Genomic DNA, 24,229 nt, shown 5'->3' with positions numbered 1-24,229 from the left:
TTGATATTGAGGCCGGCTGATATCTTCGGCCGGCTTTGAGAAGGGGACTTGCAGCAATGGCTAGAACTGACCACGCCGATGACCTCAAGGTCAGAAAGCTTCCGCATATCCGCGAACTAGACGGCTTGCGCGCAGTAGCCATTGCTTCAGTATTCATTGGTCATGCTGAAATCCTGCCCAAGTTTCCAGGCGGTTTCGGCGTCACTATTTTCTTCTTTCTCAGCGGCTTCCTCATTACCACCTTGCTCAGAATCGAAAGGTCAGTGAGCGGAACGGTCAGCCTGAAAAACTTCTACATTCGTCGGTTTCTGAGGATAAACCCGCCCTTGTGGCTGACAATGCTTTTCATTGCATTTGCTGGTTGGCTGGGCGCATTCCTTATCGAAATTGATGCATTCCAGATCACCGGACAGGCTTTCTTTTTCACCAATTACATCATGATGGACGGACGAGAGGGGAGACTCCCCATTCCGTTATGGTCACTTGCGGTAGAAGAGCATTTCTATCTGGTGTTTCCGGCAATGTACCTTGTACTCTCCAGACACCTTTCATCGCGGCAAATCGCAATTTTTTGTGGTTGCCTTTGCCTTGCCGTGCTCGGGGCACGGTTCTACTCGACACAGTTTCTTAAAGACTACTATTACGTTTACTATTGGACCCACACCAGGATAGATTCCATTCTGTTCGGGTGCATTCTCGCTCTATGGCAAAATCCTATCGTGGATCGGAATGCGTGGCGACCTACACTGCCGCATGTTCTGGCAGGAGCAATGCTGATTGGTGTGACTTTTGTTGTTCGCTCACCCGATTTTCGTGAGGGCTTGCGGTATACTCTTCAAGGGGCCGGACTGTTTGTGCTTTTTTCGTTTGTACTACAGGAAAAGGGCCGAATTTCCGCGGTCCTGCTTAGTAAGCCTGCCCAAGTCATTGGCCTATATTCGTATACGCTCTATCTCATACATTTCGCCGCCTTGTTGTCAGCTCGGCACTTGCTGCCCGGAACCCCGGATATATTCACTGCGCTCCTCGCAGGTCTCGTATCGTTCGCTTTTGCGGCAGGCATGCACGCGTTTGTCGAGAAGCCACTCGGCAGGATCAGACAAAGGCTCAACCGCGTTGAAGAGCCCGATCCCAGCTTGGCGCAACAACAGCCATTCATCTCAGATGGAAAAGTACACTCTAAAGCCGAAACAGCGTGACGCTGGACTAGGGTCAGGACCTACACAAAGCGCACAAGCAGGTGCTCGCTGAAGCAGATTACGCTGTTGCGGGTAGCTTGATGCGTTGCCGCAGCAGTGCTCACCCCAATCCGGATCGTACGGCTTGGTTACCTTACGCGATACACGCTCAGCCGCACATTGCGTCCCACTTTGCTGCCCGTCGCAAGGAACAGCGCCCGGTTGACCCAAGCGTAGTCCGGATGCCCGCTGTCCAGCCGGATTGCGGTGCGCATATAGTATTCGGAAGGCGGCACGATCTCGCCTGCCACGATCCGCGCGGCCACTTCGGGAGAGGCATGCCGGATGCCTTGGCTCACCACTTCGATCACTGCGCCGTCATGCGTCTCGATCGCATAGCGCGCATCGAGTTGCGCCACGCCGCCCTCCTGCACCGTCTGCCAGTCCGCGCCGACGTTCAGAATGCGACCATTGATGCGCGGTCCGCTTGCCGTCCCGCCAACGATCGGGATGATCCGACGCGTGCCCGAGAGAGCCGCACCCATCTCGTGTGGCGGTGAAAGCTCGACCACCAGATCGCAGATGGGCTCAAGCGCGATGGTCATGCAGTCACCTTCGCCACTTTTGCGCCCTCGGGAATAGTGCGCGGCGCGCTGTTGAGGCGATCCTTGGCGAAGCCGGCAGCTTGCTGGTAGGCCAGCATGAACGCTGCGCGCTCATCGGCCGGGATCACATCATCAATATTGTCGAATTCCCCCCCGCAGCGCTCATCGACCATGTTGAGCAGGCCGAAGGGCCCTGCCCCGCGATTGCGCATGGCGACCTGTCCGATCGGTCCGCACAGTTCGGCGTCGAATGCCGCCAGCGCTTCGACCGTCGCCCCGCGATCCAGCATGATCCGTCCGATCACCCGCGCATCCACGATCGCCTGAGAAGCGCCGTTCGAGCCGGTCGGGTACATCGGATGCGCCGCATCCCCCATCAACGCCACCGGCCCGTCGATCCATGTCGGCAGCGGATTGCGATCGATCATGGGATTTTCGTAGGCGATGTCCGATCCCTTCAGCAAGGCTGGCAGGTCCAGCCAGTCATAGACAAAGCCGTCGAACTCCTGCGCGAACTCATGCATCTCAACGGGCCGGAACCAGCCCGACTTCGACCAGTCGTGATCGGTGTCGAAGGTCTGCTCGGCAATCCAGTTGATATCGCAGAGCCCCTGCTGGTCCGGCCGGGAAATGGGATAGAGCACGACGCGGTGGCGGCTGGTGCCAAGCCCGACGAACGACGAACCGGTGCGGATCGGCACGCCCTTGGCCGTGCCGCGCCACATGATCGTGCCGCCCCAGTGAATGGGCGGCTGATTCGGGTGCATCTGCGCCCGCACCGTTGAATGGATGCCATCGGCGCCGAACAGCAGCGTGCCGGCAAACTCCTCGCGCGTACCGTCAGCCTTCTCGACCATGGCGATGACCGTGCCATCGGCCTGCTTGCGGTATCCGCTGACCTTGTGACCCAGCTTCACCGCGTCAGGTCCCAGGCGCTCGATCACCGTGCGGTAGAGCAGCAGGTGAAACTCGCCGCGATGCACCGCGTACTGGTGCCAGTTGTAGCCCGCCAGCTTGCCGCGCGGCTCGGAATAGATTTCTTTTCCGTTGAGGCCGACGAGCGCCCACTCGCGCGCCGGTATGCCCACTGCGTCGAGTTCAGTCTCGCCAATGCCAAGGTCGTCGAGTTCGCGCACCGCATTGGGCTGGAGATTGATCCCGACCCCCAGCGGCTTGAGGTCGCGCACGCCTTCGAACACCGTGCAGGCGACGCCGATCTGGTGCAGCGTAAGTGCCAGCGTCAGCCCGCCGATCCCGCCACCGGCGATAAGTACGTGTTCCTGCGGCATCTTCACCCGTCCCCGTCGTCTGCCCGTTCACGAGTCCAGCCCGCAAAAAGCTTGCGCCGTCTAGCCATCGCGCTGCTCTCACGCAATCCGCCAGTGCATCCAGACGTTCACAGCTGTTACGATCGGCGCTCAAGCAGCCCGAACGGGCAGATTCATGCGCGCGATTTGCGGTGGCTTGTTGCGTTGCGACAGCTTATGGGGCCGCCAACGATTCCCGTAGAACCGCAATCGAAACGGATCCCATGCGCATTGCCATCGCTTCCGATCATGCCGCCGTCGACCTGAAGGCGGCCTTGCGCGAGTATCTGATCGAGCAAGGCCACGAAGTTGCCGACCTTGGCCCCGAGACTGCCGACCGGGTGGATTACCCCGATTACGGCTACAAGCTCGCCTCGGTCGTCGCTGACGGCACGGCCGAATACGGCGTTGCGCTGTGCGGCTCGGGCATCGGCATTTCCATCGCCGTCAATCGCGATCCCGCCTGCCGCTGTGCGCTCGTTTCGGAACCGCTTTCGGCAGCACTCGCGCGCGAACACAACGATGCCAACGTGATCGCAATGGGCGCACGTCTTACCGGCGAAGACATGGCCAAGGCCTGTCTCGACGCATTTTTCTCGACCGATTTCGGTGGTGGCCGCCATGCAGGCCGCGTCGAAAAGCTTTCCAATCCTGTTTTCTGAAGGAGCCCCATAAGATGACCACTGCAACCGCAGCGCCGGAAATCCGCAAGGCCGGCTTCTTTACCGAACACCTCGAAAGCGCTGACGCAGAGGTCTTCGCGGCGATCCGTGGCGAACTGAACCGCCAGCAGACCAAGATCGAACTGATCGCATCTGAAAACATCACCAGCCTCGCCGTGCTCGAGGCCACCGGTTCGGTGTTCACCAACAAGTATGCCGAAGGCTATCCCGGCAAGCGCTACTACGGCGGCTGCGAATATGCCGACGTTGTCGAGACTTTGGCGATCGAGCGCGCCAAGCAGTTGTTCGGCTGCAGTTTCGCCAACGTCCAGCCCAACTCGGGCAGCCAGATGAACCAGGCCGTGTTCCTAGCGCTGCTCCAGCCGGGCGACAGCTTCATGGGCCTCGACCTGAACTCGGGCGGCCACCTCACCCACGGTTCGCCCGTGAACATGAGCGGCAAGTGGTTCAACCCGATTGCCTATGGCGTGCGCCCCGACGATCACCTGATCGACATGGACGAGGTTGCCCGCCTTGCCCGCGAGCACAAGCCCAAGCTGATCATCGCGGGCGGCACTGCCTATTCGCGCACCTGGGACTGGGCAGCCTTCCGCGCCATCGCCGATGAAATCGGCGCGTGGCTGCTGGTCGACATGTCGCACATCTCGGGGCTCGTGGCGGGCGGCGCTCATCCCTCGCCCTTCCCCCACGCGCATGTTGTCACGACGACGACGCACAAGAGCTTGCGTGGGCCCCGCTCGGGCGTGATCCTCACCAATGACGAGGATCTGGCCAAGAAGTTCAACATGGCCGTGTTCCCCGGCATGCAGGGCGGTCCGCTGGTTCACGTGATCGCCGCCAAGGCGGTCGCGTTCGGCGAGGCTCTGCGTCCCGAGTTCAAGGCATATGCGCACCAGATCGTCGCCAATGCCAAGGCTCTGGCCGAAAGCGTCAAGGATGCCGGCCTCGGCATCGTCTCGGGCGGGACCGACAACCACCTCATGCTCGTCGACCTCACGGCCAAGGACGTTACCGGCAAGGCCGCCGAGAAGGGTCTCGATCGCGCCTGGCTGACCTGCAACAAGAACGGCGTTCCGTTCGACAAGCGCTCGCCATTCGTCACCTCGGGCATCCGCCTCGGCACGCCTGCGGGCACGACGCGCGGTTTCCGCGAGGAAGAGTTCCGGCAGATCGGCAAGCTGATCGTCGAAGTGGTCGATGGCCTTGCGCGCAATGGCGAAGAGGGCGATGGTCAGGTGGAACAGCGTGTGCGCGACCGCGTTGCGGAGCTGTGTGCACGTTTCCCCATCTACCCGGAGCTTTGATCCATGGACGATAACAACGATCTTGCCAGCCGCGCCAAGGAAGAGTTCTCGGCCATGGCCAAGCAGGGCATGGCCCATCCTTCCACCAAGCCGGTGCTGACCGGAGCGGCGATCGGCGCGGTCGCCGGGGCTCTGCTCCCGGTCGTCTCGCTTCCGCTCGGTCTTGCGGTCGGTGCGGGCTTTGCCTTCTGGCAGCGGATCAAGCGCTGATCATCAATGCGTTGCCCGTTCTGTGCCCATGACAACAGCCAGGTAAAGGACAGCCGGCCGAGCGAGGACAACACCTCGATCCGCCGGCGCCGCCAGTGCGAGGGCTGCGGCGCGCGCTTCACCACGTTCGAGCGCGTCCAATTGCGCGAAGTGCTCGTGGTCAAGAGTGGTGGCCCGGGCAGCGAAGGACGACGCGAACCCTTCGACCGATCGAAGATCGAGCAATCCGTATCGCTCGCCTGCCGCAAGCGGCCCGTCTCGCAGGAGCGGCTCGACCAACTCGTTTCGGGCATCCAGCGCCAGATCGAGACAATGGGCGACGCTGAAGTGCCGTCCAAGGTTATTGGCGAGATGGTCATGGAGGGCCTGCGCCAGTTGGATTCGGTCGCCTATATCCGCTTTGCCAGCGTTTATCGCGATTTCGCCGAAGCGCGCGATTTCGAAGAATTCGCCAGCAGCGTGCAGGAAGTCAGCACACGCGGAGTTGCCGACCGGTGACCGGGACTGACGTTCGCCAGCCGGTCATCGTGCTGGTGCGCCCGCAACTGGGCGAAAACATCGGCAAGGCCGCGCGCGCCATGCTCAACTTCGGCCTCACCGAACTGCGGCTCGTCTCGCCGCGCGATGGGTGGCCAAATCCTTCGGCCGGACCAGCCGCCGCTGGGGCCGACGCGGTCCTCGAAAAGGCCCAAGTCTTCGAAAGCCTCGCAGACGCGGTGGGCGATTGCGCCCACGTCTATGCCACGACAGTGCGCAAGCGCGGCGTGACCAAGCCCGTCGTAACCCCTGAACAGGCGGCCACCGAGATCGTTGCCGCGCCTGGACGCAGCGCAATCGTGTTCGGTCCCGAACGCTCGGGCCTCGAAACCGAGGACGTCGCGCTCGCCCGTGCGATCCTGACGGTTCCGATCAATCCCGGGTTCGCCTCGCTCAATCTCGCGCAGGCGGTCATCCTGTGTGCCTATGAATGGTCGAAGCACGCCGATCTAGTCCAGCCGACGATCGAGGACATACTTCCGCCTGCACCGCAGGAAGACTTCGACGGCATGTTCGACCAGCTTTGTGCCATGCTCGAACCGCGCGGATACTTCGAACCGCCAAGCCGCGCTGCCACCACCAAACGGACGCTGCGCACGGTCCTGACCAAGGCGGGCTGGAATCATCTTGAGGTGCGCACCCTTCGCGGTGTCCTCAGCGTGCTCCGCCGCCGTCCTGGCTCAAAGCCCGGCGATCCACGCGATTGAACGCAAGTGGCGCAATTGCGCTGCTCGCGCGCTTGACAATGCAGCCGATCTCTGTTCTTGGCCGCGCTTCGCAATTGGCCTCGCACTCCCGGTGAAGCGGTGGCCGCATCCAGCAACCTTGGCAGGATGGTGCGGGTCCGGGACTTGAAGCGTCGGCGCGTTGCCGGTGCGAATGCAGATTGAAGGGTAGCGCATGTCCAAGCGCAAGTCATCGAAGTACAAGATTGATCGCCGCCTTGGCGAAAACATCTGGGGCCGTCCCAAGTCGTCGGTCAACCGCCGCTCGTATGGCCCCGGCCAGCACGGCCAGCGTCGCAAGAGCAAGGTGTCGGACTTCGGCATCCAGCTCCGCGCCAAGCAGAAGCTCAAGGGCTACTACGGCGACGTGACCGAAAAGCAGTTCAAGCGCACCTACCAGGAAGCGTCGAAGATGAAGGGCGATACCGGTCAGAACCTGATCGGCCTGCTCGAACAGCGTCTCGACATGGTCGTGTACCGCGCCAAGTTCGCGCCGACCGTGTTTTCGGCCCGCCAGATCGTTTCGCACGGTCACATCTACGTCAACGGCGTGAAGTGCAACATCGCTTCGCGTCGCGTTCGCCCCGGTGACGTGATCAGCCTCGGCAAGAAGGCCAAGGAAATGGCCCTCATCGCCGAAGCGCAGACCCTGCCCGAGCGCGAAGTCCCCGATTACGTCGCCCCCGATGGCGACAAGGTTACCTTCACCCGCGTGCCTTCGCTCGACGAAGTACCCTATCCGGTGAAGATGGAACCGAATCTGGTCGTCGAGTTCTACTCGCGCTGATTTGAATTCCTGTCGGAACACAAGAAGGCGGGGCGCAAGCTCCGCCTTTTTCGTATCCGCAATGCTCGCCGTATATTTCTGTTTTCCATACAGAAAACGGTAAAAATACGGGAACCAGAGGGACGTCAGGCGATTGCACGGTCATGCCACTCTATCGCTTCGTAACCCCACACCGCGCCGGAAAATGGTACCCCGACCTGCTCACCGCACAGCGGCACGCCTTTGCGATCGGAGCAGGCTTTCTCGAAGAAAGCACCGGGCAGTTCATGCCCTACAAGGATACCCGGCTTGAAGTGAACCAGCAGGAGAACACCGGCGATTCGCACGGCGTCGCAGCCTAACGCGCGAAATAATCCCGCCGGAAGTCCGCAGCAAAGGCGTCAAAACGCCCCTCGGCAATCGCCGAGCGCATTCCGGCCATCAACTGCTGATAGAACCACAGGTTGTGCTCGGTCAGCAGCATCGCACCCAGCATTTCGCCCGACTTGTGGAGGTGATGCAGATAGGCGCGGCTGTACTTGGCGCAGACCGGGCACGGGCAGCGCTCGTCGAGCGGCCCCATGTCTTCGGCGTGGCGCGCATTGCGCATGTTGAGCGGCCCGTTCCAGGTGAAGGCCTGCCCGTTCCTGCCCGAACGCGTTGGCAGCACACAGTCGAACATGTCGACACCGCGCTCGACCGCACCCACCAGATCATCAGGCTTGCCAACGCCCATCAGGTAGCGCGGACGGTTCGCGGGCAGCTGTTGCGGCGCAAAGTCGAGCGTGGAGAACATCGCCTCCTGCCCCTCGCCCACGGCCAGCCCGCCGATCGCGTAACCGTCGAAGCCGACATCGATCAGCGCGTCCGCGCTGGTCTTGCGCAGCCCCTCGTCCAGCGCGCCTTGCTGGATGCCGAACAGTGCCGACCGCTCGGCCTGCTCGCCGCCCGCGTCGAACGCGTCACGGCTGCGCCTTGCCCAGCGCATCGACATCTCCATCGAGCGCGCGATTACGTCGCGCTCCTGATCGGCGCGCGGACATTCATCAAAACACATCACGATGTCCGATCCGAGCAGCCGCTGGATTTCCATCGAGCGCTCAGGGCTCAGCAGATGGCGCGATCCGTCGAGATGGCTGGCGAAGGTCACGCCCTCCTCGGTGATCTTGCGCAGATCCGAAAGGCTCATCACCTGATAGCCGCCACTGTCGGTCAGGATCGGGCGATCCCAGCCCATGAACTTGTGAAGCCCCCCGAGGCGCGCCACGCGTTCGGCACCGGGGCGCAGCATGAGGTGGTAGGTATTGCCCAGGATGATGTCGGCGCCAGCGGCGCGCACGTCCTCGACCTTCATCGCCTTAACCGTCGCCGCCGTCCCCACCGGCATGAACGCGGGCGTACGGATGTCGCCACGCATCATGCGGATCGTGCCGGTGCGGGCCTTGCCATCTGTGGCATGGATATCGAAAGCGAAGCGGGTCATGCAAAAGGGCTCGGCAAAAAGAGTTTGCGGCCCTTAAGCCTATTCGCCAAGGCGCGCAAATGCTTGAACCTGCGCAACTCGATCTGTGGCTTTATCCGGCACTGACCCTCGTCGCCATCCTGACCGGGTTCATCGATGCGGTCGCCGGCGGCGGTGGACTGGTGATGATGCCCATCCTGCTGTCGACCAATCTGCCCCCGCATGTCGTGCTCGGCACCAACAAGATCCAGTCGTTGAGCGGGACCACCATGGCCACCTGGCGCTATCACCGTGCAGGCCTGTTCAGCTTCCGCGAGAATGTACCCACGGCCCTCATCGTGTTCATCGGCGCGATGATCGGCTCGCTTGCCATCCAGCGCCTCAGCGCGGACGTGCTGAAGCTCATCGTTCCCGTGCTGCTGATCGCGGTCGCGCTCTACACGGTGCTTTCGCCGAGCATGGGCGACAACGACCGCCACGCGCATCTGGGCGAACGCGGCTATATGCCCGTAGCCGGTGGCATCGGCTTCTACGACGGCTTCTTCGGCCCCGGCACCGGCCAGTTCCTCGCCACCACGCTCGTCGCTCTGCGCGGTATGGGGCTGACTCGGGCTACCGGCCTTGCCAAATTGCTTAACGGCACCAGCAACGTCGCCAGCGTCATCGTCTTCACGATAGGCGGGCAGGCCCTGTGGGGCCTCGGGCTGTGCATGGGCGCAGGCGCGATGACCGGTGCCTGGATCGGCTCGCACTATGCGACCAAGTTCGGCGCAAAGGTCATCCGGCCGCTGCTGGTCGTCGTCAGCATCGGCCTCACCGTCAGGCTGGTGTGGGGCTGGTTCTCGGGCTGACCTGGACATCCCAAACCAGCGGAATGGCCGTACAGGCCCCAACGTTGCCGCCCTTCATCCGCACCGGCCGCGAGGGATCGAGCCCGAATGCGGGCATACCACCCAGCCATTCGCGCAGCAGCACGATGACTTCCATTCGCGCAAGGCCAGCACCGACACAGCGATGAGCGCCGCTGCCAAGGTTCGTGTGCCGGATCGGCACGAGATCGCGATCAAACCGCACGGCTTCGGGATCATCGAAGCTGGCCGGATCAAGGTTGTGCAGTACGCTGGGCAGGTAGACGAGATCCCCCTTGCGGATCGTCACCCCGTCGATTTCCACATCGGCCACCGCATTGCGGCTGACCGCGACGGTCGGATAGCGCCGCATCAGTTCGTCGGCTGCCGCGGGGATCAGGTCCGGGCGTTCGCGCAACAAATGTTGGTCGTCGGGGTGCCGTGCCAGATGCAGCGCGACCATGCCAAACATTGCCGCCACCGTGTCCAGTCCGCCGAACAGCAGGTTGCGGCACATCCGCCGTGCCTCGTCCACTGTCCACGCGCGTCCCATGACCGGTTCGGACAGAATGCGGCTGAACAGGTCGTCGCCCGGTTCGGCCATGCGCCTTTCGATGAATGGCCACAGGTAGTCATCCGCAGCCTGCTTGAGACCCTCAACCGTCATCGAACCATCCGGCCGGGTCAGTTGCACTCCCAGTTCACGCAGGCGCGGGCGATCTTCCAGCGGAACGTCGATAAGCGTCAGGAAGACATTCAGCGGCAGGATTTCCGCAAACTCCGCCACGAAGTCGCAAGTTCCACGCGGACGCAGATCCGCGATCAGCGCGCGCGCGATCTCCACGACCTTGGGCTCCAGCGCCACGACAAAGCGCGAGGCCATTCCCTTCATCACCGCCATGCGGAAGGCCTTGTGCTCCTCCCCGTCCTGCTGGAGCGGAATGAACTGCATCACTTCGCCAAGACCAGGCGTCACGGCCAGGCATTCGTTGGAGAGCTTCGCGGCATCGTTCCAAAGCGCGCGGACAACCTCACCCCGTGCCGCGATCCAGTGCCCGCCGTTCGCGGTTGTCCAGACCAGTCCGGGCCCACTGAGCAGGCTCTTCCAGGCCGCGAAATAATCGTCCTCGACACCGGGCGGATTGAACAGGTCGAAATTGACCACCCGGTCTGTCGGTACATGCGCTGGAACCATGCGCTCATCCTCTCGCCATGCTTTGCGGCGAGGCTAGCGGGCGTGCACCCGTCCGATACTGCGCTTTATGGCAGGAGCAGGCTCGAATCACCGTAGGAATAGAAGCGGTAACCCTGCGCGATGGCGTGAGCATAGGCCGCCTGCATTCGCTCAAGCCCCATCAAAGCGCTGACCAGCATGAACAGCGTGGACTTGGGCAGGTGGAAGTTGGTCATCAGCCCGTCGATAGCACGGAAGGTGTATCCCGGCGTGATGAAGATGGCGGTGTCACCCTCGAAGGGGCGGATCACCCGGTCTTCGCCGGTTGCGCTTTCCAGCAGGCGCAGTGACGTGGTGCCCACCGCGATCACGCGATTGCCGCGTGCGCGGACCGCGTTCAGCCGCTCCGCCGTCGCCGCGCCGATGGTCCCCCATTCGGCATGCATGGCATGATCGGCCGTGTCCTCGGCCTTGACCGGCAGGAACGTCCCCGCCCCCACGTGCAGCGTCAGCGTTTCGGTCCCGATCCCGCGCGCGGCAAGCGCTGCAAGCAGTTCGGGTGTAAAATGCAGCGCAGCGGTCGGCGCCGCTACCGCACCATCCTTGGCGGCGAACATCGTCTGATAATCTTGCCGGTCCTGTTCGTCGGTCGGCCGCTTGCCCGCGATGTAGGGCGGCAGCGGCATACGCCCTGCGCGCTCGAGCAGCACTTCGACCGGCTCTTCGCCGGGAAAGAACAGCGTCCAGCTACCATCGGCGTGGCGCGTCTCGGCAAGGGCTGAAACACCTGCGCCAAATTCGATCACATCGCCGTCGTTCAACCGCTTGGCATTGCGCACGAAGGCCTGCCATCGGCGCAGATCGATTCGCTTGTGCAGCGTTGCCCCGATCCGCGCCTGCCCGCGCATGCCCTCAAGCTGTGCCGGGATCACGCGGGTGTCGTTGAACACCAGCACGTCGCCGGGTTCGAGCAACGATGGCAGATCGCGCACGATCAGGTCCTGAAGCGGCCCGTCATGTCCCACGCCGAGCAGACGCGCCGAATCGCGCGGCCGCGCAGGCCGCAGGGCAATGTTTTCGGTCGGCAGTTCGAAGTCGAAGAGATCAACGCGCATGCGCGCGCCCTAGCGCGACTCAGCGCTCAATTCGACCGTGGAATCAGTTTGCCTTCGAATTGCTCAGCATGTCGGCGGTGATGGCAGTCGGCGCGGCAGGTGCTGCCATTGCCGGAGCAGGCTTGTTGTCCGATGCGATCGAAGCCTGAACGATCTTGGTCGGATTGGCAGGCGGCTCGCCGCGCACGATGGCATCGACATTGTCCATGCCCGCGATCACCCGGCCGAAGTTGGTGTACTTGTGATCAAGAGCGAAGCGCGGATAGAACACGATGAAGAACTGGCTGTTCGCCGTGTTCGGCTCATTCGTGCGGGCCATCGAAACGGTGCCGCGAACGTGAGGTATGGCATTGAATTCGGCGGTCAAATCGGGAAGCTTCGAGCCGCCTTGCCCGGTGCCCGTCGGGTCACCCGTCTGTGCCATGAAGCCATCGATGACGCGGTGGAAGATCACCCCGTCATAGAAGCCTTCGCGCACCAACGTCTTGATCCGCTCGATATGGTTCGGCGCCCACTCCGGCATAAGGCGGATCACGACCCGTCCGCCATTCGACAGGTCGAGCAGCAGGAGGTTCTCGCGATCAACGCTTTGATCGGTATTCACCGCATAGGGGATGACCTTCTGCGGGACGGCCGCCGGCGCTTCGTCCTTTTTCGCCATGGCGGGCGAGGCGATCAAAGCGGCGCCGAGCGCAAGTGCGGTGATAAAGCGCGAAACCATGGGACAGTCGAACTCCGGATAGCTTGCTGCGCGGATAGGCGTCTCGCGCTGTCGCTGCAATGAACGATTGCGCGCTGGGCGCGCACCGCTGGCTCTGGTTCAATAATCGCCCATGCGGCCGATCTTCTCAACCCGCGCGATAACTTCCTCGCGGATCGTGGGCGTAACGAAGTCGGTAATGTCGCCGCCGAACAGCGCGATTTCCTTGACCAGCTTGGACGCGATCGGCTGCAGGCTCACGTCAGCCATGAGGAACACGGTCTCGATCTCGGCATCGAGCTTCTGGTTCATGCCCGCCATCTGGTATTCGTATTCGAAGTCGGCCACCGCGCGCAGGCCGCGGATGATTACACTTGCGCCCTGCACCCGCGCGAATTTCATCAGCAGTGCGTTGAAGCCGACGACCTCGACATTGTCGACGCCCTGCGCGGCCACTTCGCGCGCCACGCTTGCCATCCGTTCTGCCGGAGTGAACATCGGATTCTTCGACGGATTCGTCGTCACTCCGATGATCAGCTTGTCGACCAGCTTGGCCCCGCGCCGGATGATGTCGAGATGTCCGCGCGTTATCGGATCGAATGTGCCCGGATAAATGCCGATACGCTCCGCCATCAGTGGTTCCTCTCCACGATGAACCGCGCGAGTTCGCGCAGCAGGTCCGCTTCGGGACCATAACTTGCCAGCAATTCGATTGCCTGCTCCACCAGACGCCGCGCCTGTTCGCGCGCGCGCTCCGGTCCCAGCAAGGACAGGAATGTCTGCTTGCCCTGGTCGGCGTCCTTGCGCAGCGCCTTGCCCGCCGCAGCCTCGTCACCTTCAAGGTCGAGCAGGTCATCGGCGATCTGGAAGGCAAGGCCGATGTCGCGGGCATATCCGCGCAAATGCGACCGCCCCTCGATCGGTACGTGGCCGAGAATCGCCCCCATCTCCACCGCTGCGCCAAGCAGCGCACCAGTCTTCAACTGCTGCAGCCGCGTGACCGTGGGCAGATCGAAACTGGTGGTTTCGGCGACGATGTCCATCATCTGCCCGCCGCACATGCCGTTCATGCCACTTGCCGTCGCCAGCGTACGGATCAGCTCGATGCGGACAAAGGGATCGCCGCTCGTCGCCGGATCTGACAGCACTTCGAAGGCGAAATCGTGCAGGGCATCGCCCGCCAGCACCGCAGCCGCATCGTCGAACGCGACGTGAACCGTCGGCTTGCCGTGACGCAGCCCGTCATTGTCCATGCAGGGCAGATCGTCGTGAATCAGCGAATAGACGTGGATGGCCTCGATCGCGGTGCCCACGCGCACCGCTGCTTCGCGCGAAACCCCGAACAACGCGCCCGTGGCGCAGACCAGCAGCGGCCTGATCCGCTTGCCTCCGCCGATCGCGGCATAGCGCATCGCTTCGATCAGCCGGTCACGCGGATCGCCCTGCACTGGTAGCAGCAGGTCGAAACTACGGTCGATGTCCTCGGCAATCGCCGCCAGCGCAGGCTTGAGCAGGCCGGTGTCGTTAGCCATTGTCCTGTCGCTCAACCGGCGGATTCATCGAACGGGCGCAGCCCCTGCGGCTTGCCATCACGGTCGGCGACGATTGCCTCGATTCGCGCTTGTGCCGCATCGAGGCGAGCCTGGCAGTGCGCGCGAAGCTTGTCGCCCATCGCGTAGAGTTCGATCGACTCGTCCAGCGGAGCGTCGCCGCTCTCAAGCCGCCTGACGACGTTTTCGAGTTCTTTCAGTGCCTCTTCGAAGCTGAAGCTGGCGATATCCGGTGCGGTTCCCATTGGGGCAGCATTGACGGCGCGGGGGTGGCGGGTCAAGCTTCGATCCGCAATTGTCCGGGAGGTACGAAAGGCCATGCAATACGTCATCGCCTATGTCGCCGCAGCGCTCGTTTTCGGCGCGCTCGATGCGGCCTGGCTCGGCTGGGCAGGATCGAAGCTCTACCGGCCCGCGCTCGGCGATCTTCTGGCCCCCACTTTCCGCCTCGCCCCGGCACTCGTGTTCTACGTGCTCTATCTTGTCGGCATGGTATGGTTTGCCGTCCGCCCCGGCCTTTCCCAAGGCCTTGGCGCAGCCGCGCTCAACGGCGCGATCCTCGGCGCTATGTGCTACATGACCTATGATCTCACCAGCCAGGCGGTCCTTGCCCGCTGGCCGGTCCATGTCACGATCATCGACGTACTCTGGGGCACTTTTGCAACCGCGGTTGCCGCAACTGCCGCAACGTGGGCCGCGACAAGGTTTGCGGGTTAGGACTAGCCACTTTCGCGCGGCATCGCTAAGGCGCGGGCCATGTCCGAGATCACCGCAGATGTCGTCGCCGCCCATGGGCTGTCCGAGGAAGAATACCAGCGCGTCCTCCACGCGCTCGGTCGCGAGCCGAACCTTGTCGAGCTCGGGATTTTCTCAGTCATGTGGTCCGAGCATTGCTCGTACAAGTCGAGCCGCATCCATCTCAAGAAGCTGCCGACCACGGCACCCTGGGTAATCTGCGGCCCCGGCGAGAATGCCGGCGTGATCGACATCGGCGATGGTCAGGCTGCCATCTTCAAGATGGAGAGCCACAACCACCCTTCGTACATCGAACCTTATCAGGGCGCGGCAACCGGCGTCGGCGGCATCCTGCGCGACGTGTTCACGATGGGCGCACGGCCGGTCGCCAACATGAACGCCCTGCGCTTCGGTCGTCCCGATCACCCCAAGATGAAGCACCTCGTGCAGGGCGTCGTCGCGGGCATCGGCGGCTACGGCAACTGCGTCGGCGTGCCCACTGTCGGGGGCGAGACGAACTTCCACCCCGCCTATGACGGGAACATCCTCGTCAACGCGATGACCGTTGGCGTGGCCGATGCCGACAAGATCTTCTACTCGGCCGCCACCGGCCTTGGTAACCCGATCGTCTATGTCGGCTCGAAGACCGGTCGCGACGGCATTCATGGTGCCACCATGGCCAGCGCCGATTTCGGCGAGGACTCCGAGGCCAAGCGCCCCACGGTGCAGGTCGGCGATCCTTTCACCGAAAAGCTGCTGATCGAGGCCTGCCTCGAACTCATGGCGACGGACGCCATCGTCGCCATCCAGGACATGGGCGCGGCTGGCCTCACCTCCTCATCAGTCGAAATGGCGACCAACGGCAAGGCCGGCATCATTCTCGACATGGACAAGGTGCCCTGCCGCGAAGAGGGCATGACACCTTACGAAATGATGCTCTCGGAAAGCCAGGAGCGCATGCTCATGGTTCTGAAGCCCGGCAAGGAAGCCATGGCCGAAGCGGTCTTCAGGAAGTGGGAACTCGATTTTGCCGTAATCGGCGAAGTCACGGACACCGGCCACATGGTCCTGACCTTCAAGGGCGAGACCGTCTGCGACATCCCGCTGGGTCCGCTCGCTGAAGACGCCCCGCTCTACGACCGCCCTGCCCTCAGCCTTGCCGATTACAAGGCGTGGGCCAACGTCGCACCGCTTGGCGACATTCCGGAAAGCGCTGACATCGGCGCGGACCTGATCAAGCTGATCGGCTGCCCGGATCTCGCCAACCGCCGCTGGATTTTCGAACAGTACGATAGCCAGGTCGGTGCCGACACGCTGCAGAAGTCGGGCGGCGATGCTGCGGTCGTGCGCATCCACGGGACGCAGAAGGCGCTGGCCATCAGCACCGACTGCTCGCCGCGCTATTGCTATGCCGACCCCTATGAAGGCGGCAAGCAGGCCGTGGCCGAAACCTTCCGCAACATCTGCGCGGTCGGCGCGCGCCCGCTGGCGATCACCAACTGCCTCAACTTCGCTAACCCGCAGCGTCCCGAAATCATGGCGCAGATCGTCCACGCGCTCGAAGGCATGGGCGATGCCTGCCGCGCGCTCGACTATCCGATCGTCTCGGGCAACGTCTCGCTGTACAACGAATCGAAGGCAACCGGCGGCGGCTCGGCCATTCTGCCCACACCCGCCATCGGCGGCGTTGGCCTGATGCTCGACCACGAGGTGATGGCAACGGTCGCGTTCAAGAACGAAGGCGATTCGATCTGGATTCTCGGTGGTGAAGGAACGCACCTGGGCCAGTCGCTCTACTTGCGCGAAATCGCAGGTCGCGAAGCCGGCGATGCACCCAAGGTGGACCTCGCGGTCGAACGCCGCAACGGCGAACTCGTTCGCGACTGGATCGCGTCCGGTAAGCTTACCGCCGTCCACGACATTTCCGACGGCGGCTTGCTCGTCGCACTCACCGAAATGGCGCTATCAGGCAACAAGGGCTGCAAGCTCGACGTCGCCCTGACAACGGCGTCGGCCTTCGGCGAAGACCAGTCGCGCTACGTGGTCACCACCACTGCCGGCGAAGCTCTCGAAGGCGCAACGCGCATCGGCACGGTCGGTGGCTCCAGCGTAGCGGGCGTCGAACTCGCCACCTTGCGCGAAGCCAACGAAGCCTTCTTCCGCGACTGGATGGAAGGCTAAGACCCCTTCGAAACTGCCTGCGTCAGCGCGATGCGCTGGCGCAGGGTTCAGTCAGGCCGCCAGCTTCATCTCGGCAGCCTTGCCAAGCAGATCGTAGGGATCGATTCCCATGCTGCGCCAGATCGCGTGGGCCTCATGATAATGGCGCGCGGGCGTGATGTTCAGGCTACGGCGAACTTCTTCGAGCGGTAGCGGCAAGAGGTCGGTGATCGCTTGTTCGCACAGGCGCGGGCACGCCTTGCCCAGCTTCTGCCCCTCGCGTACCGCGCGCAGCACCGGGGCAGAACGCCGCGTCTGCTTGTCGATGTTCAGGCCTGCCATATAGCCGATGAACAGGTTCGCCAACGATGGTTGCTGGCTGTAGGTAAAGGCCAGCACGCAAGCCTCGCCCAGCGCATCGCGACCATATCCGGTCAGCACGTGCAGCATGTCGTGCACATCGCGCAGCCGGTCGAGGTACCATGTGAACTGATCATCGAATTTCTGGTGATCGCGCGCGAACTTCTCGAACTCGTCGACCAATCCTTGCGCGGTGAGCCCCTCGCGCTCCATGAAATCGCAATAGGCATGCGCCAGCGAGCCTTTCGGCATTTTCCGCAGCGCCGCGTGATTGTCGAGAATCACCGGAAGGCACGGCTCCTGCCGGCGCACGGCCTGGCCACGCTCGGACTTCAAGAACCGCTCCCCCGTTTCGCGCAAGTCGCGCCACGGCAGGGACTCGAAAATGTGAAACACTTCCTGGGTGTTTTCCTTGTCCTTCAGCAGGTTCTGGAAGTGCCGCCAGGCCTTTGCCGGGCGCAGCCTCAATTCCGGGCGGCGCTCGTCATAGAGAGGCAGGTCGGCATGTAATGCGCCGGTCATCACACTCACGGCATTTTCTCCCGTCGCAGTCGGCAATCCATACTAACAACACTGTAAATTGTTCGTCAATTGCGGTTCTCGCAAGAGTTCTTGAGCGGGATCGCCACATTTGCCAATCTCCGCCCGACGAGGGGATGGCACATGACGACGAACCAATGGCCCGTGGCGCTCGGACTCGTGTCGGCGCTGGCCGTGCTGGCTGCGGGTCTTCACTACGGCGCATCGCCGCTTGAGGGCTGGCATCTTGCAGCACGCTGGACGGCCCGCACCGGCTTTCTGATCTTTCTCGCGGTCTATCTCGCGTCCTCGCTCGTCCGTCTCCATCCCGCCGGGTGGACGCGCAGCCTTGCGCGCAATAGGCGCTGGTGGGGCCTCGGCTTCGCCGCGAGCCATACCGTTCACCTCTTGGCGCTGGTCATGGCGCTGCGCTTCGATCCCGCGCCGCGCACAGTCGCTTCGCTCGTGCCGGGAACGGTCGCCTATCTGTTCATTCTGGCGATGGCAGCAACCTCGAGCAACCCCGCGATGCGAGCGCTCGGCCACACGTGGAAGCGCCTTCATACGGCGGGCATCCACGTCATCTGGCTGATCTTTACGCTTGCCTACGCCAAGCGCATCCCGGTGCCCGAAACGCGTGCGATCGGCATCGCCATGACCACGGTCGCGATCGCCGCGCTGGCAACAAGGCTTGTCGCGCGCCGCGCCAGACCGGTCGCAGCAGCGGCCTGATCAGCCGACGACCCAGTCCTCGCGCCGAATGCCGAGCAGGGACAGGATCGAGGTCAGGTCGCCCCGGTCGATCCAGCCGTCCGCTGCCGCACGCGCCTTGGGCTTGGCCCGATAGGCAATGCCGAAGCTCGCCGCCTCGATCATCGGGATGTCGTTGGCGCCATCACCGGTCGCAAGGCTGAAGGCCTGATCGCCCATGCGCTCGGCTTCCTCGAGCAGCACCCTCTTCTTGACCGAACTGTCGACGATCCCGCCGACCAGCCCGCCGGTCAGCACGCCTTCGTGCAAGCCCAGGCGGTTGCCGACGACGCGGTCGAAGCCGAGCATTTCGGCGACCGGATCGGCGAAAGAATGGAAGCCGCCGGTCACCAGCACCGTGTGGCAGCCACGTGATTTCAGCGTCGATACCAGTGTCCGCGCGCCCGGCATCGGCGTGATGCGTTCTGCAAGACACTGCGCGATCGCGCTTTCCGGCAGGTCCTTGAGCAGGCCGACGCGTTCGCGCAGCGCCGATTCGAAATCGAGTTCACCCTGCATCGCGCGCTCGGTGATAGCGGCGATGCGATCCTTGAGTCCGGCGAAATCGGCCAGTTCGTCGATGCATTCCTGCCCGATCATGGTTGAATCCATGTCCGACACGAAAAGATGCGGCACCTCGATCATGCCTTCGCTCAGCAGCAGGTCGCTCTCGGGAAAGCACTGGTCGAGGATCTTGCGGATGCCTGCCGGATTGCCCTCGACCACTTCCAGTTCGAGAACGTCAGAGCAGAATTCGAGCATCCCTGCCCCGGCCACTTCCCAGTCGCGCGCCTCGATCATTTCCATGGCAAGCGCAAGATTGTCACCAAGCGTCTCTTGGTCTGCTATCAGCCGGGCAATGATCACCGGTAATTCCTTTGAAGGCGAAAGCGTGGACACGGCGGCCGGACGGCCGAAGCTCGCGCTAATTGCAGGGCCGACGGCCAGCGGCAAGAGCGATCTGGCGGTAAGGCTGGCCTTGCGCGCAAACGCGCAAGGCCAGGAGGCCGTCATCATCAATGCCGACAGCGCGCAAGTCTATGCCGATCTGCGCGTGTTGAGCGCCCGCCCCTCCGAAGAGGAGATGCAGGGCGTGCCCCATGTCCTGTTCGGCGCATGGGACGGCGCACAAGCCTGTTCGGCAGCGGACTGGGCCAATGCCGCAAGGCACGAGATCGCATCCGCTCATGCTCGCGGCGCCCTGCCGATCCTCGTGGGCGGCACCGGCCTCTATATAAGGACGCTGCTCGATGGCATCGCACCAGTGCCCGAGATCGACCCAGGAATTCGCGCTCAGGTCAGGGCGATGCCCTTGGACAGAGCCTACCAGGCCCTCCAGCACGAAGATCCCGATCGCGCCGCCCTTCTCGCCCCTGCCGACACCCAGCGCATAACCCGCGCTCTCGAAGTCGTGCGATCTACCGGCCACGCGCTGTCACACTGGCAAAGGCAATTAAGCGGCGGCATCGCATCGCAGGTCGATCTCGCTCCCCTTATCCTCCTGCCCGAACGCCAGTGGCTCTACCGCCGCTGCAACTTGCGCTTCGAACTGATGTGGAATGGCGGCGCGGTCGAGGAAGTCGAGGCGCTGCTGGCGCGTACCCTGCCTGACGACCTGCCGGTGATGCGCGCGATCGGCGTGCCGGAAATACGGATGTTCCTGCAGCACAACATCGACCGGGAAAGCGCTATCGCCGCAGGCCAGCAGGCGACCCGTCGCTACGCCAAGCGGCAGTACACGTGGGCAAGGAACCAGAATCCGGACACTTGGCCCCGATTTGAGTACGAAAATTCCATTGACAGCGATCATATAGCAAGTTTATTGCGCATATAGCCGCTTGACATGGCATTTTGTGTCAAGTAGCAGGCCGTCAATTGCCTGATCCATGTTGCATGTCGATCAAGCACCCGAAAGGGAGAGACGGCCCGGCGCAGTTCGCTGCAGCCGGGCCGATATTTTTTGACGGTTTGACCGGCGCATGAAGCATCGGTCGACCTGATTTTTTTGTTTTTCCTGCGTGGCATCGGGGGTATCGGCCCCGGCACGCGAAGAAGGATGAAGTAACGTGACAAGCGAGCGCAGCGGCGCCGAGATCCTGGTCGAAAGCCTGGTCGCCAAGGGAGTCGAATTCGTGTTCGGCTATCCCGGTGGCGCGGTTTTGCCGATCTACGATGCGCTTTTCGGCGACGAGCGTCTCCGCCACATCCTCGTCCGTCACGAAGCTGGCGCGGCTCACGCCGCCGAAGGCTATGCCCGCGCCACAGGCAAGCCCGGCGTCGTGCTCGTCACCTCGGGCCCGGGCGCAACCAACGCCGTCACCGGCATTGCCGATGCCTTCATGGATTCGATTCCGATGGTGGTCATCACCGGTCAGGTCCCGACCGGCCTGATCGGTTCGGACGCGTTCCAGGAAGCCGATACCGTCGGCATCACGCGCCACTGCACCAAGCACAACTACCTAGTGAAGGACCCGTCGCAGCTTGCCGCGACGATTGACGAGGCGTTCCGCATCGCCACCGAAGGCCGTCCCGGCCCGGTCGTGATCGACATCCCGAAGGACGTCCAGATCGCGACGGCGACGTGGAGCAACGCAGCGCCGCAGCAGCGCAACCGCTACAACCCGCAGACCGAAGGTGGCGCAAAGGAAATCGCCGAAGCGATCGAGATGATCGCCAAGGCCAAGGCGCCGGTATTCTACACCGGCGGCGGCGTCATCAACGCAGGGCCGGAAGCCGCTCGCCTGCTGCAGGAACTTCAGTCCCTCACCGGCGCGCCCGTCACCTCTACCCTGATGGGCCTCGGTGCCTTCCCGGCCGATCACCCGGCATGGCTGGGCATGCTCGGCATGCATGGCACCTATGAAGCCAACATGACGATGAACCGCGCGGACCTCGTCGTCTGCATCGGTGCGCGCTTCGACGATCGCGTCACCGGCCGGCTCGATGCCTTCGCGCCAAACAGCAAGAAGATCCACATCGACATCGACCGCGCTTCGATCAACAAGACCGTGCGTGTCGATCTGCCAGTCATCGGCGATTGCGGCAAGGTGCTGGCGCAGCTGATCGAAGCCTGGCTCGAACGTGGCTACTGCGCGCAGGACCTGTCGGGCTGGAACGCGCAGATCGACAGCTGGCGCGAGCGCAAGAGCCTCGCCTATCCGCGCAAGGCCAGCGAGATCATGCCGCAGCTTGCGATCGAGCGGCTCTACGAATTGACCAAGCATCTCGAGCCGATCATCAGCACCGAGGTCGGCCAGCACCAGATGTGGGCCGCGCAGCACTTCCACTTCATGAAGCCCAACAAGTGGCTGACGTCGGGCGGCCTCGGCACGATGGGTTATGGCCTTCCGGCCGCGATCGGTGCGCAGGCCGGATTCCCCGATGCGCTGGTGATCGACATCGCGGGCGATGCCTCGATCCAGATGAACATCCAGGAACTGGGCACCGCCACGCAGTACCGCCTGCCGGTCAAGGTGTTCGTGCTCAACAACGAATGGATGGGCATGGTCCGCCAGTGGCAGGAGCTCACCTACGAGAGTCGCTACTCCAATTCCTATTCCGACAGCCTGCCCGACTTCGTGCGTCTCGCCGAAGCCTATGGCTGGAAGGGCATCCGCATTACCGACGAAAGCGAGCTCGACGCCGGTATCAAGGCGATGATGGACCACGACGGACCGGTCTTCGTCGATTGCCTCGTCGCCAAGGAAGCCAATTGCTTCCCGATGATCCCGAGCGGGGCTGCGCATACCGAAATGCTGCTCTACGGGGACGAAGTCGCCGGCACGATGGACGACGAAGCCAAGGCGCTGGTGTAAGAGAGCTCATATGATGCACATCCATGAAGCGGCGCAGGAGCGCCACGTCCTCACGATCACCGTCGACAACGAGGCGGGCATCCTTGCCAAGATCGCCGGCCTGTTCACCGCGCGCGGCTACAACATCGACAGCCTGACCGTGGCCGACATCACCGACGGCCACGACGTCAGCCGCATCACGATCGTGACGCACGGTCCTCCGCCGATCATCGACCAGATCCGCGCCCAGCTTGAACGTCTGGTGCCGGTGCACAAGGTTACCGACCTCACCGAAGTTGGTCCTTTCGTCGAGCGCGAACTGGCGCTGATCAAGGTGTCGGGCAAGGGCGAGAACCGCGTCGAGGCGCTCCGCCTTGCCGACGTGTTTCGCGCCAAGGTCGTGGACACAACCACCTCCAGCTTCATCTTCGAACTGACCGGCGCGCCTGACAAGATCGACAGCTTCGTCACCCTGATGAAGGAGCTTGGCCTTGTCGAAGTGGGTCGCACCGGCATCGTCGGCATGGTGCGCGGCGCCTCGGCCGCCTAGGATTTTCGCATAAATTTCAGACACGATTTCAACAAGATTGGGAACGAAATGAAGGTTTTTTACGACGCCGACTGTGATCTGAACCTGATCACCGACAAGAACATCGCCATTCTCGGCTATGGTTCGCAGGGCCACGCTCACGCGCAGAACCTGCGCGATTCGGGCGTGAAGGAAGTGGCCATCGCGCTGCGTCCCGGCTCGGCCAGCGCCAAGAAGGCCGAAGCCGCCGGCTTCAAGGTCCTGCCGAATGCCGAGGCTGCTGCCTGGGCGGACGTCCTGATGATCCTTGCTCCCGACGAACATCAGGCCGCGATCTATGCGGACGATCTGCACGCCAACATGAAGCCGGGCGCAGCACTCGCCTTTGCCCACGGCCTCAACATCCACTTCGGCCTGATCGAACCGCGCGCCGACATCGACGTGATCATGATCGCGCCCAAGGGCCCCGGCCACACCGTCCGCGGCGAATACCTCAAGGGCGGCGGCGTGCCCTGCTTGGTCGCCGTGCATCAGGATTCGACCGGCAATGCCCATGACGTCGCTCTCGCCTATGCTTCGGGCGTCGGCGGTGGCCGTTCGGGCATCATCGAAACCAACTTCCGCGAGGAATGCGAAACCGACCTGTTCGGCGAACAGGCCGTGCTTTGCGGCGGCGCCAGCGCGCTCGTCCAGGCTGGCTTCGAAACCCTGGTCGAAGCCGGTTACGCACCGGAAATGGCCTATTTCGAGTGCCTTCACGAACTGAAGCTGATCGTCGACCTGATGTATGAAGGCGGCATCGCCAACATGCGCTACTCGATCTCGAACACCGCCGAATACGGCGACATCAAGACCGGTCCGCGCATCATCACCGAAGAGACGAAGAAGGAAATGAAGCGCGTCCTCGCCGACATCCAGTCGGGCCGCTTCGTCAAGGAATTCGTCCTCGACAACCGTGCCGGCCAGCCCGAGCTCAAGGCTTCGCGCCTTGCTGCAAAGCGCCACCCGATCGAGGAAACCGGTGCTCGCCTGCGTGCGATGATGCCGTGGATCGGCGCGAACAAGCTGGTCGACCAGACCAAGAACTGATCGCTCCGCCAACGTGGATCAAAGGCGGCTCCGTAAAGGGGCCGCCTTTTCCATGAACGGCATCCGGGCAACGACGAAAGCCTTGGACGCCTTGGCGGCAAGTGGTATCTCTCCAAATCGGAGAGAAAA

At 62.9% G+C, this 24,229-nt stretch carries 27 protein-coding genes; 16 read left to right on the top strand and 11 right to left on the bottom strand.

Annotated features, from left to right (window positions below; genetic code table 11):
* The first annotated feature begins 56 nt into the window (after window positions 1–56).
* On the top strand, window positions 57–1,199 hold the full coding sequence (locus AC2A04_RS00305) for an acyltransferase family protein (RefSeq protein ID WP_484210321.1): 1,143 nt from the start codon (window positions 57–59) through the stop codon (window positions 1,197–1,199).
* Between the two features lie 128 nt (window positions 1,200–1,327).
* Here AC2A04_RS00305 and AC2A04_RS00300 read toward each other — a convergent pair whose 3' ends face one another.
* Window positions 1,328–1,783 (bottom strand): DUF3237 domain-containing protein, encoded by a 456-nt coding sequence (locus AC2A04_RS00300; RefSeq protein ID WP_484210320.1) that lies wholly within the window; start codon window positions 1,781–1,783, stop codon window positions 1,328–1,330.
* Complete coding sequence (locus tag AC2A04_RS00295) at window positions 1,780–3,072, bottom strand: flavin-dependent oxidoreductase (protein WP_484210319.1); 1,293 nt, start codon at window positions 3,070–3,072, stop codon at window positions 1,780–1,782. The genes AC2A04_RS00300 and AC2A04_RS00295 overlap by 4 nt, the downstream gene beginning before the upstream one ends.
* 242 nt (window positions 3,073–3,314) lie before the next feature.
* Between AC2A04_RS00295 and rpiB the strand changes: the two genes are divergently transcribed.
* The 7 genes from rpiB to AC2A04_RS00260 all read left to right on the top strand — a co-directional run bounded on the left by rpiB (window position 3,315) and on the right by AC2A04_RS00260 (window position 7,677).
* Window positions 3,315–3,752: a ribose 5-phosphate isomerase B gene (gene rpiB / locus AC2A04_RS00290; protein WP_484210318.1), complete on the top strand. Its 438-nt coding sequence runs from the start codon at window positions 3,315–3,317 to the stop codon at window positions 3,750–3,752.
* Window positions 3,753–3,766: 14 nt separating this feature from the next.
* Complete coding sequence (gene glyA, locus AC2A04_RS00285) at window positions 3,767–5,077, top strand: serine hydroxymethyltransferase (RefSeq protein WP_484210317.1); 1,311 nt, start codon at window positions 3,767–3,769, stop codon at window positions 5,075–5,077.
* A gap of 3 nt (window positions 5,078–5,080) precedes the next feature.
* Window positions 5,081–5,287, top strand: a complete 207-nt coding sequence (locus AC2A04_RS00280) for a hypothetical protein (RefSeq protein WP_484210316.1) — start codon at window positions 5,081–5,083, stop codon at window positions 5,285–5,287.
* Window positions 5,288–5,293: 6 nt separating this feature from the next.
* Window positions 5,294–5,785 carry a transcriptional regulator NrdR gene (gene nrdR / locus AC2A04_RS00275; RefSeq protein WP_484210315.1) on the top strand — a complete coding sequence of 164 codons (492 nt, stop codon included), beginning with the start codon at window positions 5,294–5,296 and terminating at the stop codon, window positions 5,783–5,785.
* Window positions 5,782–6,531 (top strand): RNA methyltransferase, encoded by a 750-nt coding sequence (locus AC2A04_RS00270; RefSeq protein WP_484210314.1) that lies wholly within the window; start codon window positions 5,782–5,784, stop codon window positions 6,529–6,531. Before nrdR ends, AC2A04_RS00270 begins: the two co-directional genes overlap by 4 nt.
* A 193-nt stretch (window positions 6,532–6,724) precedes the next feature.
* Entirely contained in the window at window positions 6,725–7,336 is a 612-nt protein-coding gene (rpsD, locus tag AC2A04_RS00265; RefSeq protein WP_484210313.1) for a 30S ribosomal protein S4, read from the top strand.
* A 143-nt stretch (window positions 7,337–7,479) separates the two neighbouring features.
* A complete protein-coding gene (locus AC2A04_RS00260; RefSeq protein ID WP_484210312.1) occupies window positions 7,480–7,677 on the top strand; it encodes a hypothetical protein in 198 nt (65 codons plus the stop codon).
* Here AC2A04_RS00260 and tgt read toward each other — a convergent pair.
* Entirely contained in the window at window positions 7,674–8,798 is a 1,125-nt protein-coding gene (tgt, locus tag AC2A04_RS00255) for a tRNA guanosine(34) transglycosylase Tgt (RefSeq protein WP_484210311.1), read from the bottom strand. The two genes, AC2A04_RS00260 and tgt, sit on opposite strands and share 4 nt — an antisense overlap.
* Before the next feature lie 59 nt (window positions 8,799–8,857).
* On the opposite strand from tgt, the gene AC2A04_RS00250 reads away from it, so the two are divergent.
* Entirely contained in the window at window positions 8,858–9,628 is a 771-nt protein-coding gene (locus AC2A04_RS00250) for a TSUP family transporter (protein ID WP_484210310.1), read from the top strand.
* On the opposite strand, the gene AC2A04_RS00245 is transcribed toward AC2A04_RS00250, so the two are convergent.
* The 6 genes from AC2A04_RS00245 to AC2A04_RS00220 form a co-directional block, all read right to left on the bottom strand.
* Entirely contained in the window at window positions 9,597–10,820 is a 1,224-nt protein-coding gene (locus AC2A04_RS00245) for a cytochrome P450 (protein ID WP_484210309.1), read from the bottom strand. The genes AC2A04_RS00250 and AC2A04_RS00245 overlap by 32 nt on opposite strands.
* Window positions 10,821–10,885: 65 nt before the next feature.
* Window positions 10,886–11,914: a tRNA preQ1(34) S-adenosylmethionine ribosyltransferase-isomerase QueA gene (gene queA / locus AC2A04_RS00240; RefSeq protein WP_484210308.1), complete on the bottom strand. Its 1,029-nt coding sequence runs from the start codon at window positions 11,912–11,914 to the stop codon at window positions 10,886–10,888.
* 43 nt (window positions 11,915–11,957) lie between these two features.
* A complete protein-coding gene (locus AC2A04_RS00235; protein ID WP_484210307.1) occupies window positions 11,958–12,635 on the bottom strand; it encodes a peptidylprolyl isomerase in 678 nt (225 codons plus the stop codon).
* Between the two features lie 99 nt (window positions 12,636–12,734).
* A complete protein-coding gene (gene coaD / locus AC2A04_RS00230) occupies window positions 12,735–13,247 on the bottom strand; it encodes a pantetheine-phosphate adenylyltransferase (RefSeq protein WP_484210306.1) in 513 nt (170 codons plus the stop codon).
* On the bottom strand, window positions 13,247–14,146 hold the full coding sequence (locus AC2A04_RS00225) for a polyprenyl synthetase family protein (protein WP_484210305.1): 900 nt from the start codon (window positions 14,144–14,146) through the stop codon (window positions 13,247–13,249). The genes coaD and AC2A04_RS00225 overlap by 1 nt, the downstream gene beginning before the upstream one ends.
* Before the next feature lie 11 nt (window positions 14,147–14,157).
* Window positions 14,158–14,409 carry an exodeoxyribonuclease VII small subunit gene (locus AC2A04_RS00220; RefSeq protein ID WP_484210304.1) on the bottom strand — a complete coding sequence of 84 codons (252 nt, stop codon included), beginning with the start codon at window positions 14,407–14,409 and terminating at the stop codon, window positions 14,158–14,160.
* 73 nt (window positions 14,410–14,482) lie between these two features.
* On the opposite strand from AC2A04_RS00220, the gene AC2A04_RS00215 reads away from it, so the two are divergent.
* Both AC2A04_RS00215 and purL read left to right on the top strand, forming a co-directional pair.
* Window positions 14,483–14,881 carry a DUF2177 family protein gene (locus tag AC2A04_RS00215; protein WP_484210303.1) on the top strand — a complete coding sequence of 133 codons (399 nt, stop codon included), beginning with the start codon at window positions 14,483–14,485 and terminating at the stop codon, window positions 14,879–14,881.
* A 39-nt stretch (window positions 14,882–14,920) separates the two neighbouring features.
* Complete coding sequence (gene purL / locus AC2A04_RS00210; protein ID WP_484210302.1) at window positions 14,921–17,080, top strand: phosphoribosylformylglycinamidine synthase subunit PurL; 2,160 nt, start codon at window positions 14,921–14,923, stop codon at window positions 17,078–17,080.
* Window positions 17,081–17,131: 51 nt separating this feature from the next.
* On the opposite strand, the gene AC2A04_RS00205 is transcribed toward purL, so the two are convergent.
* Window positions 17,132–17,941: a Coq4 family protein gene (locus AC2A04_RS00205; RefSeq protein WP_484210301.1), complete on the bottom strand. Its 810-nt coding sequence runs from the start codon at window positions 17,939–17,941 to the stop codon at window positions 17,132–17,134.
* Window positions 17,942–18,082: 141 nt separating this feature from the next.
* Between AC2A04_RS00205 and AC2A04_RS00200 the strand changes: the two genes are divergently transcribed.
* Window positions 18,083–18,670, top strand: a complete 588-nt coding sequence (locus tag AC2A04_RS00200) for a hypothetical protein (protein ID WP_484210300.1) — start codon at window positions 18,083–18,085, stop codon at window positions 18,668–18,670.
* Here AC2A04_RS00200 and serB read toward each other — a convergent pair whose 3' ends face one another.
* The gene (gene serB, locus AC2A04_RS00195; RefSeq protein WP_484210299.1) at window positions 18,671–19,555 is read right to left on the bottom strand and encodes a phosphoserine phosphatase SerB; all 885 of its coding nucleotides are present in this window, start codon (window positions 19,553–19,555) and stop codon (window positions 18,671–18,673) included.
* Between serB and miaA the strand changes: the two genes are divergently transcribed.
* The 4 genes from miaA to ilvC all read left to right on the top strand — a co-directional run bounded on the left by miaA (window position 19,548) and on the right by ilvC (window position 24,100).
* The gene (gene miaA / locus AC2A04_RS00190; RefSeq protein ID WP_484210298.1) at window positions 19,548–20,522 is read left to right on the top strand and encodes a tRNA (adenosine(37)-N6)-dimethylallyltransferase MiaA; all 975 of its coding nucleotides are present in this window, start codon (window positions 19,548–19,550) and stop codon (window positions 20,520–20,522) included. The genes serB and miaA overlap by 8 nt on opposite strands.
* A gap of 232 nt (window positions 20,523–20,754) precedes the next feature.
* Window positions 20,755–22,503: a biosynthetic-type acetolactate synthase large subunit gene (gene ilvB, locus AC2A04_RS00185; protein ID WP_484210297.1), complete on the top strand. Its 1,749-nt coding sequence runs from the start codon at window positions 20,755–20,757 to the stop codon at window positions 22,501–22,503.
* A gap of 13 nt (window positions 22,504–22,516) precedes the next feature.
* Window positions 22,517–23,032 carry an acetolactate synthase small subunit gene (gene ilvN, locus AC2A04_RS00180; protein ID WP_484211658.1) on the top strand — a complete coding sequence of 172 codons (516 nt, stop codon included), beginning with the start codon at window positions 22,517–22,519 and terminating at the stop codon, window positions 23,030–23,032.
* Window positions 23,033–23,080: 48 nt separating this feature from the next.
* Window positions 23,081–24,100, top strand: coding sequence for a ketol-acid reductoisomerase (ilvC, locus tag AC2A04_RS00175; protein ID WP_484210296.1), 1,020 nt, complete (start codon window positions 23,081–23,083; stop codon window positions 24,098–24,100).
* Window positions 24,101–24,229: the final 129 nt, after the last annotated feature.

The sequence above is a fragment of the Novosphingobium sp. HNCC26DJ243 genome, assembly GCF_057180545.1.
This window is presented reverse-complemented; position numbering and strand designations above follow the sequence as displayed.

Excerpts from the sequence above, each read along its gene's own strand:
- AC2A04_RS00305 (WP_484210321.1), top strand. The coding sequence starts at position 57 with ATGGCTAGAACTGACCACGCCGATGACCTCAAGGTCAGAAAGCTTCCG.
- AC2A04_RS00300 (WP_484210320.1), bottom strand. The coding sequence starts at position 1,783 with ATGACCATCGCGCTTGAGCCCATCTGCGATCTGGTGGTCGAGCTTTCA.
- AC2A04_RS00295 (WP_484210319.1), bottom strand. The coding sequence starts at position 3,072 with ATGCCGCAGGAACACGTACTTATCGCCGGTGGCGGGATCGGCGGGCTG.
- rpiB (WP_484210318.1), top strand. The coding sequence starts at position 3,315 with ATGCGCATTGCCATCGCTTCCGATCATGCCGCCGTCGACCTGAAGGCG.
- glyA (WP_484210317.1), top strand. The coding sequence starts at position 3,767 with ATGACCACTGCAACCGCAGCGCCGGAAATCCGCAAGGCCGGCTTCTTT.
- AC2A04_RS00280 (WP_484210316.1), top strand. The coding sequence starts at position 5,081 with ATGGACGATAACAACGATCTTGCCAGCCGCGCCAAGGAAGAGTTCTCG.
- nrdR (WP_484210315.1), top strand. The coding sequence starts at position 5,294 with ATGCGTTGCCCGTTCTGTGCCCATGACAACAGCCAGGTAAAGGACAGC.
- rpsD (WP_484210313.1), top strand. The coding sequence starts at position 6,725 with ATGTCCAAGCGCAAGTCATCGAAGTACAAGATTGATCGCCGCCTTGGC.
- AC2A04_RS00260 (WP_484210312.1), top strand. The coding sequence starts at position 7,480 with ATGCCACTCTATCGCTTCGTAACCCCACACCGCGCCGGAAAATGGTAC.
- tgt (WP_484210311.1), bottom strand. The coding sequence starts at position 8,798 with ATGACCCGCTTCGCTTTCGATATCCATGCCACAGATGGCAAGGCCCGC.
- AC2A04_RS00250 (WP_484210310.1), top strand. The coding sequence starts at position 8,858 with ATGCTTGAACCTGCGCAACTCGATCTGTGGCTTTATCCGGCACTGACC.
- AC2A04_RS00245 (WP_484210309.1), bottom strand. The coding sequence starts at position 10,820 with ATGGTTCCAGCGCATGTACCGACAGACCGGGTGGTCAATTTCGACCTG.
- queA (WP_484210308.1), bottom strand. The coding sequence starts at position 11,914 with ATGCGCGTTGATCTCTTCGACTTCGAACTGCCGACCGAAAACATTGCC.
- AC2A04_RS00235 (WP_484210307.1), bottom strand. The coding sequence starts at position 12,635 with ATGGTTTCGCGCTTTATCACCGCACTTGCGCTCGGCGCCGCTTTGATC.
- coaD (WP_484210306.1), bottom strand. The coding sequence starts at position 13,247 with ATGGCGGAGCGTATCGGCATTTATCCGGGCACATTCGATCCGATAACG.
- AC2A04_RS00225 (WP_484210305.1), bottom strand. The coding sequence starts at position 14,146 with ATGGCTAACGACACCGGCCTGCTCAAGCCTGCGCTGGCGGCGATTGCC.
- AC2A04_RS00220 (WP_484210304.1), bottom strand. The coding sequence starts at position 14,409 with ATGGGAACCGCACCGGATATCGCCAGCTTCAGCTTCGAAGAGGCACTG.
- AC2A04_RS00215 (WP_484210303.1), top strand. The coding sequence starts at position 14,483 with ATGCAATACGTCATCGCCTATGTCGCCGCAGCGCTCGTTTTCGGCGCG.
- purL (WP_484210302.1), top strand. The coding sequence starts at position 14,921 with ATGTCCGAGATCACCGCAGATGTCGTCGCCGCCCATGGGCTGTCCGAG.
- AC2A04_RS00205 (WP_484210301.1), bottom strand. The coding sequence starts at position 17,941 with ATGACCGGCGCATTACATGCCGACCTGCCTCTCTATGACGAGCGCCGC.
- AC2A04_RS00200 (WP_484210300.1), top strand. The coding sequence starts at position 18,083 with ATGACGACGAACCAATGGCCCGTGGCGCTCGGACTCGTGTCGGCGCTG.
- miaA (WP_484210298.1), top strand. The coding sequence starts at position 19,548 with ATGATCACCGGTAATTCCTTTGAAGGCGAAAGCGTGGACACGGCGGCC.
- ilvN (WP_484211658.1), top strand. The coding sequence starts at position 22,517 with ATGCACATCCATGAAGCGGCGCAGGAGCGCCACGTCCTCACGATCACC.
- ilvC (WP_484210296.1), top strand. The coding sequence starts at position 23,081 with ATGAAGGTTTTTTACGACGCCGACTGTGATCTGAACCTGATCACCGAC.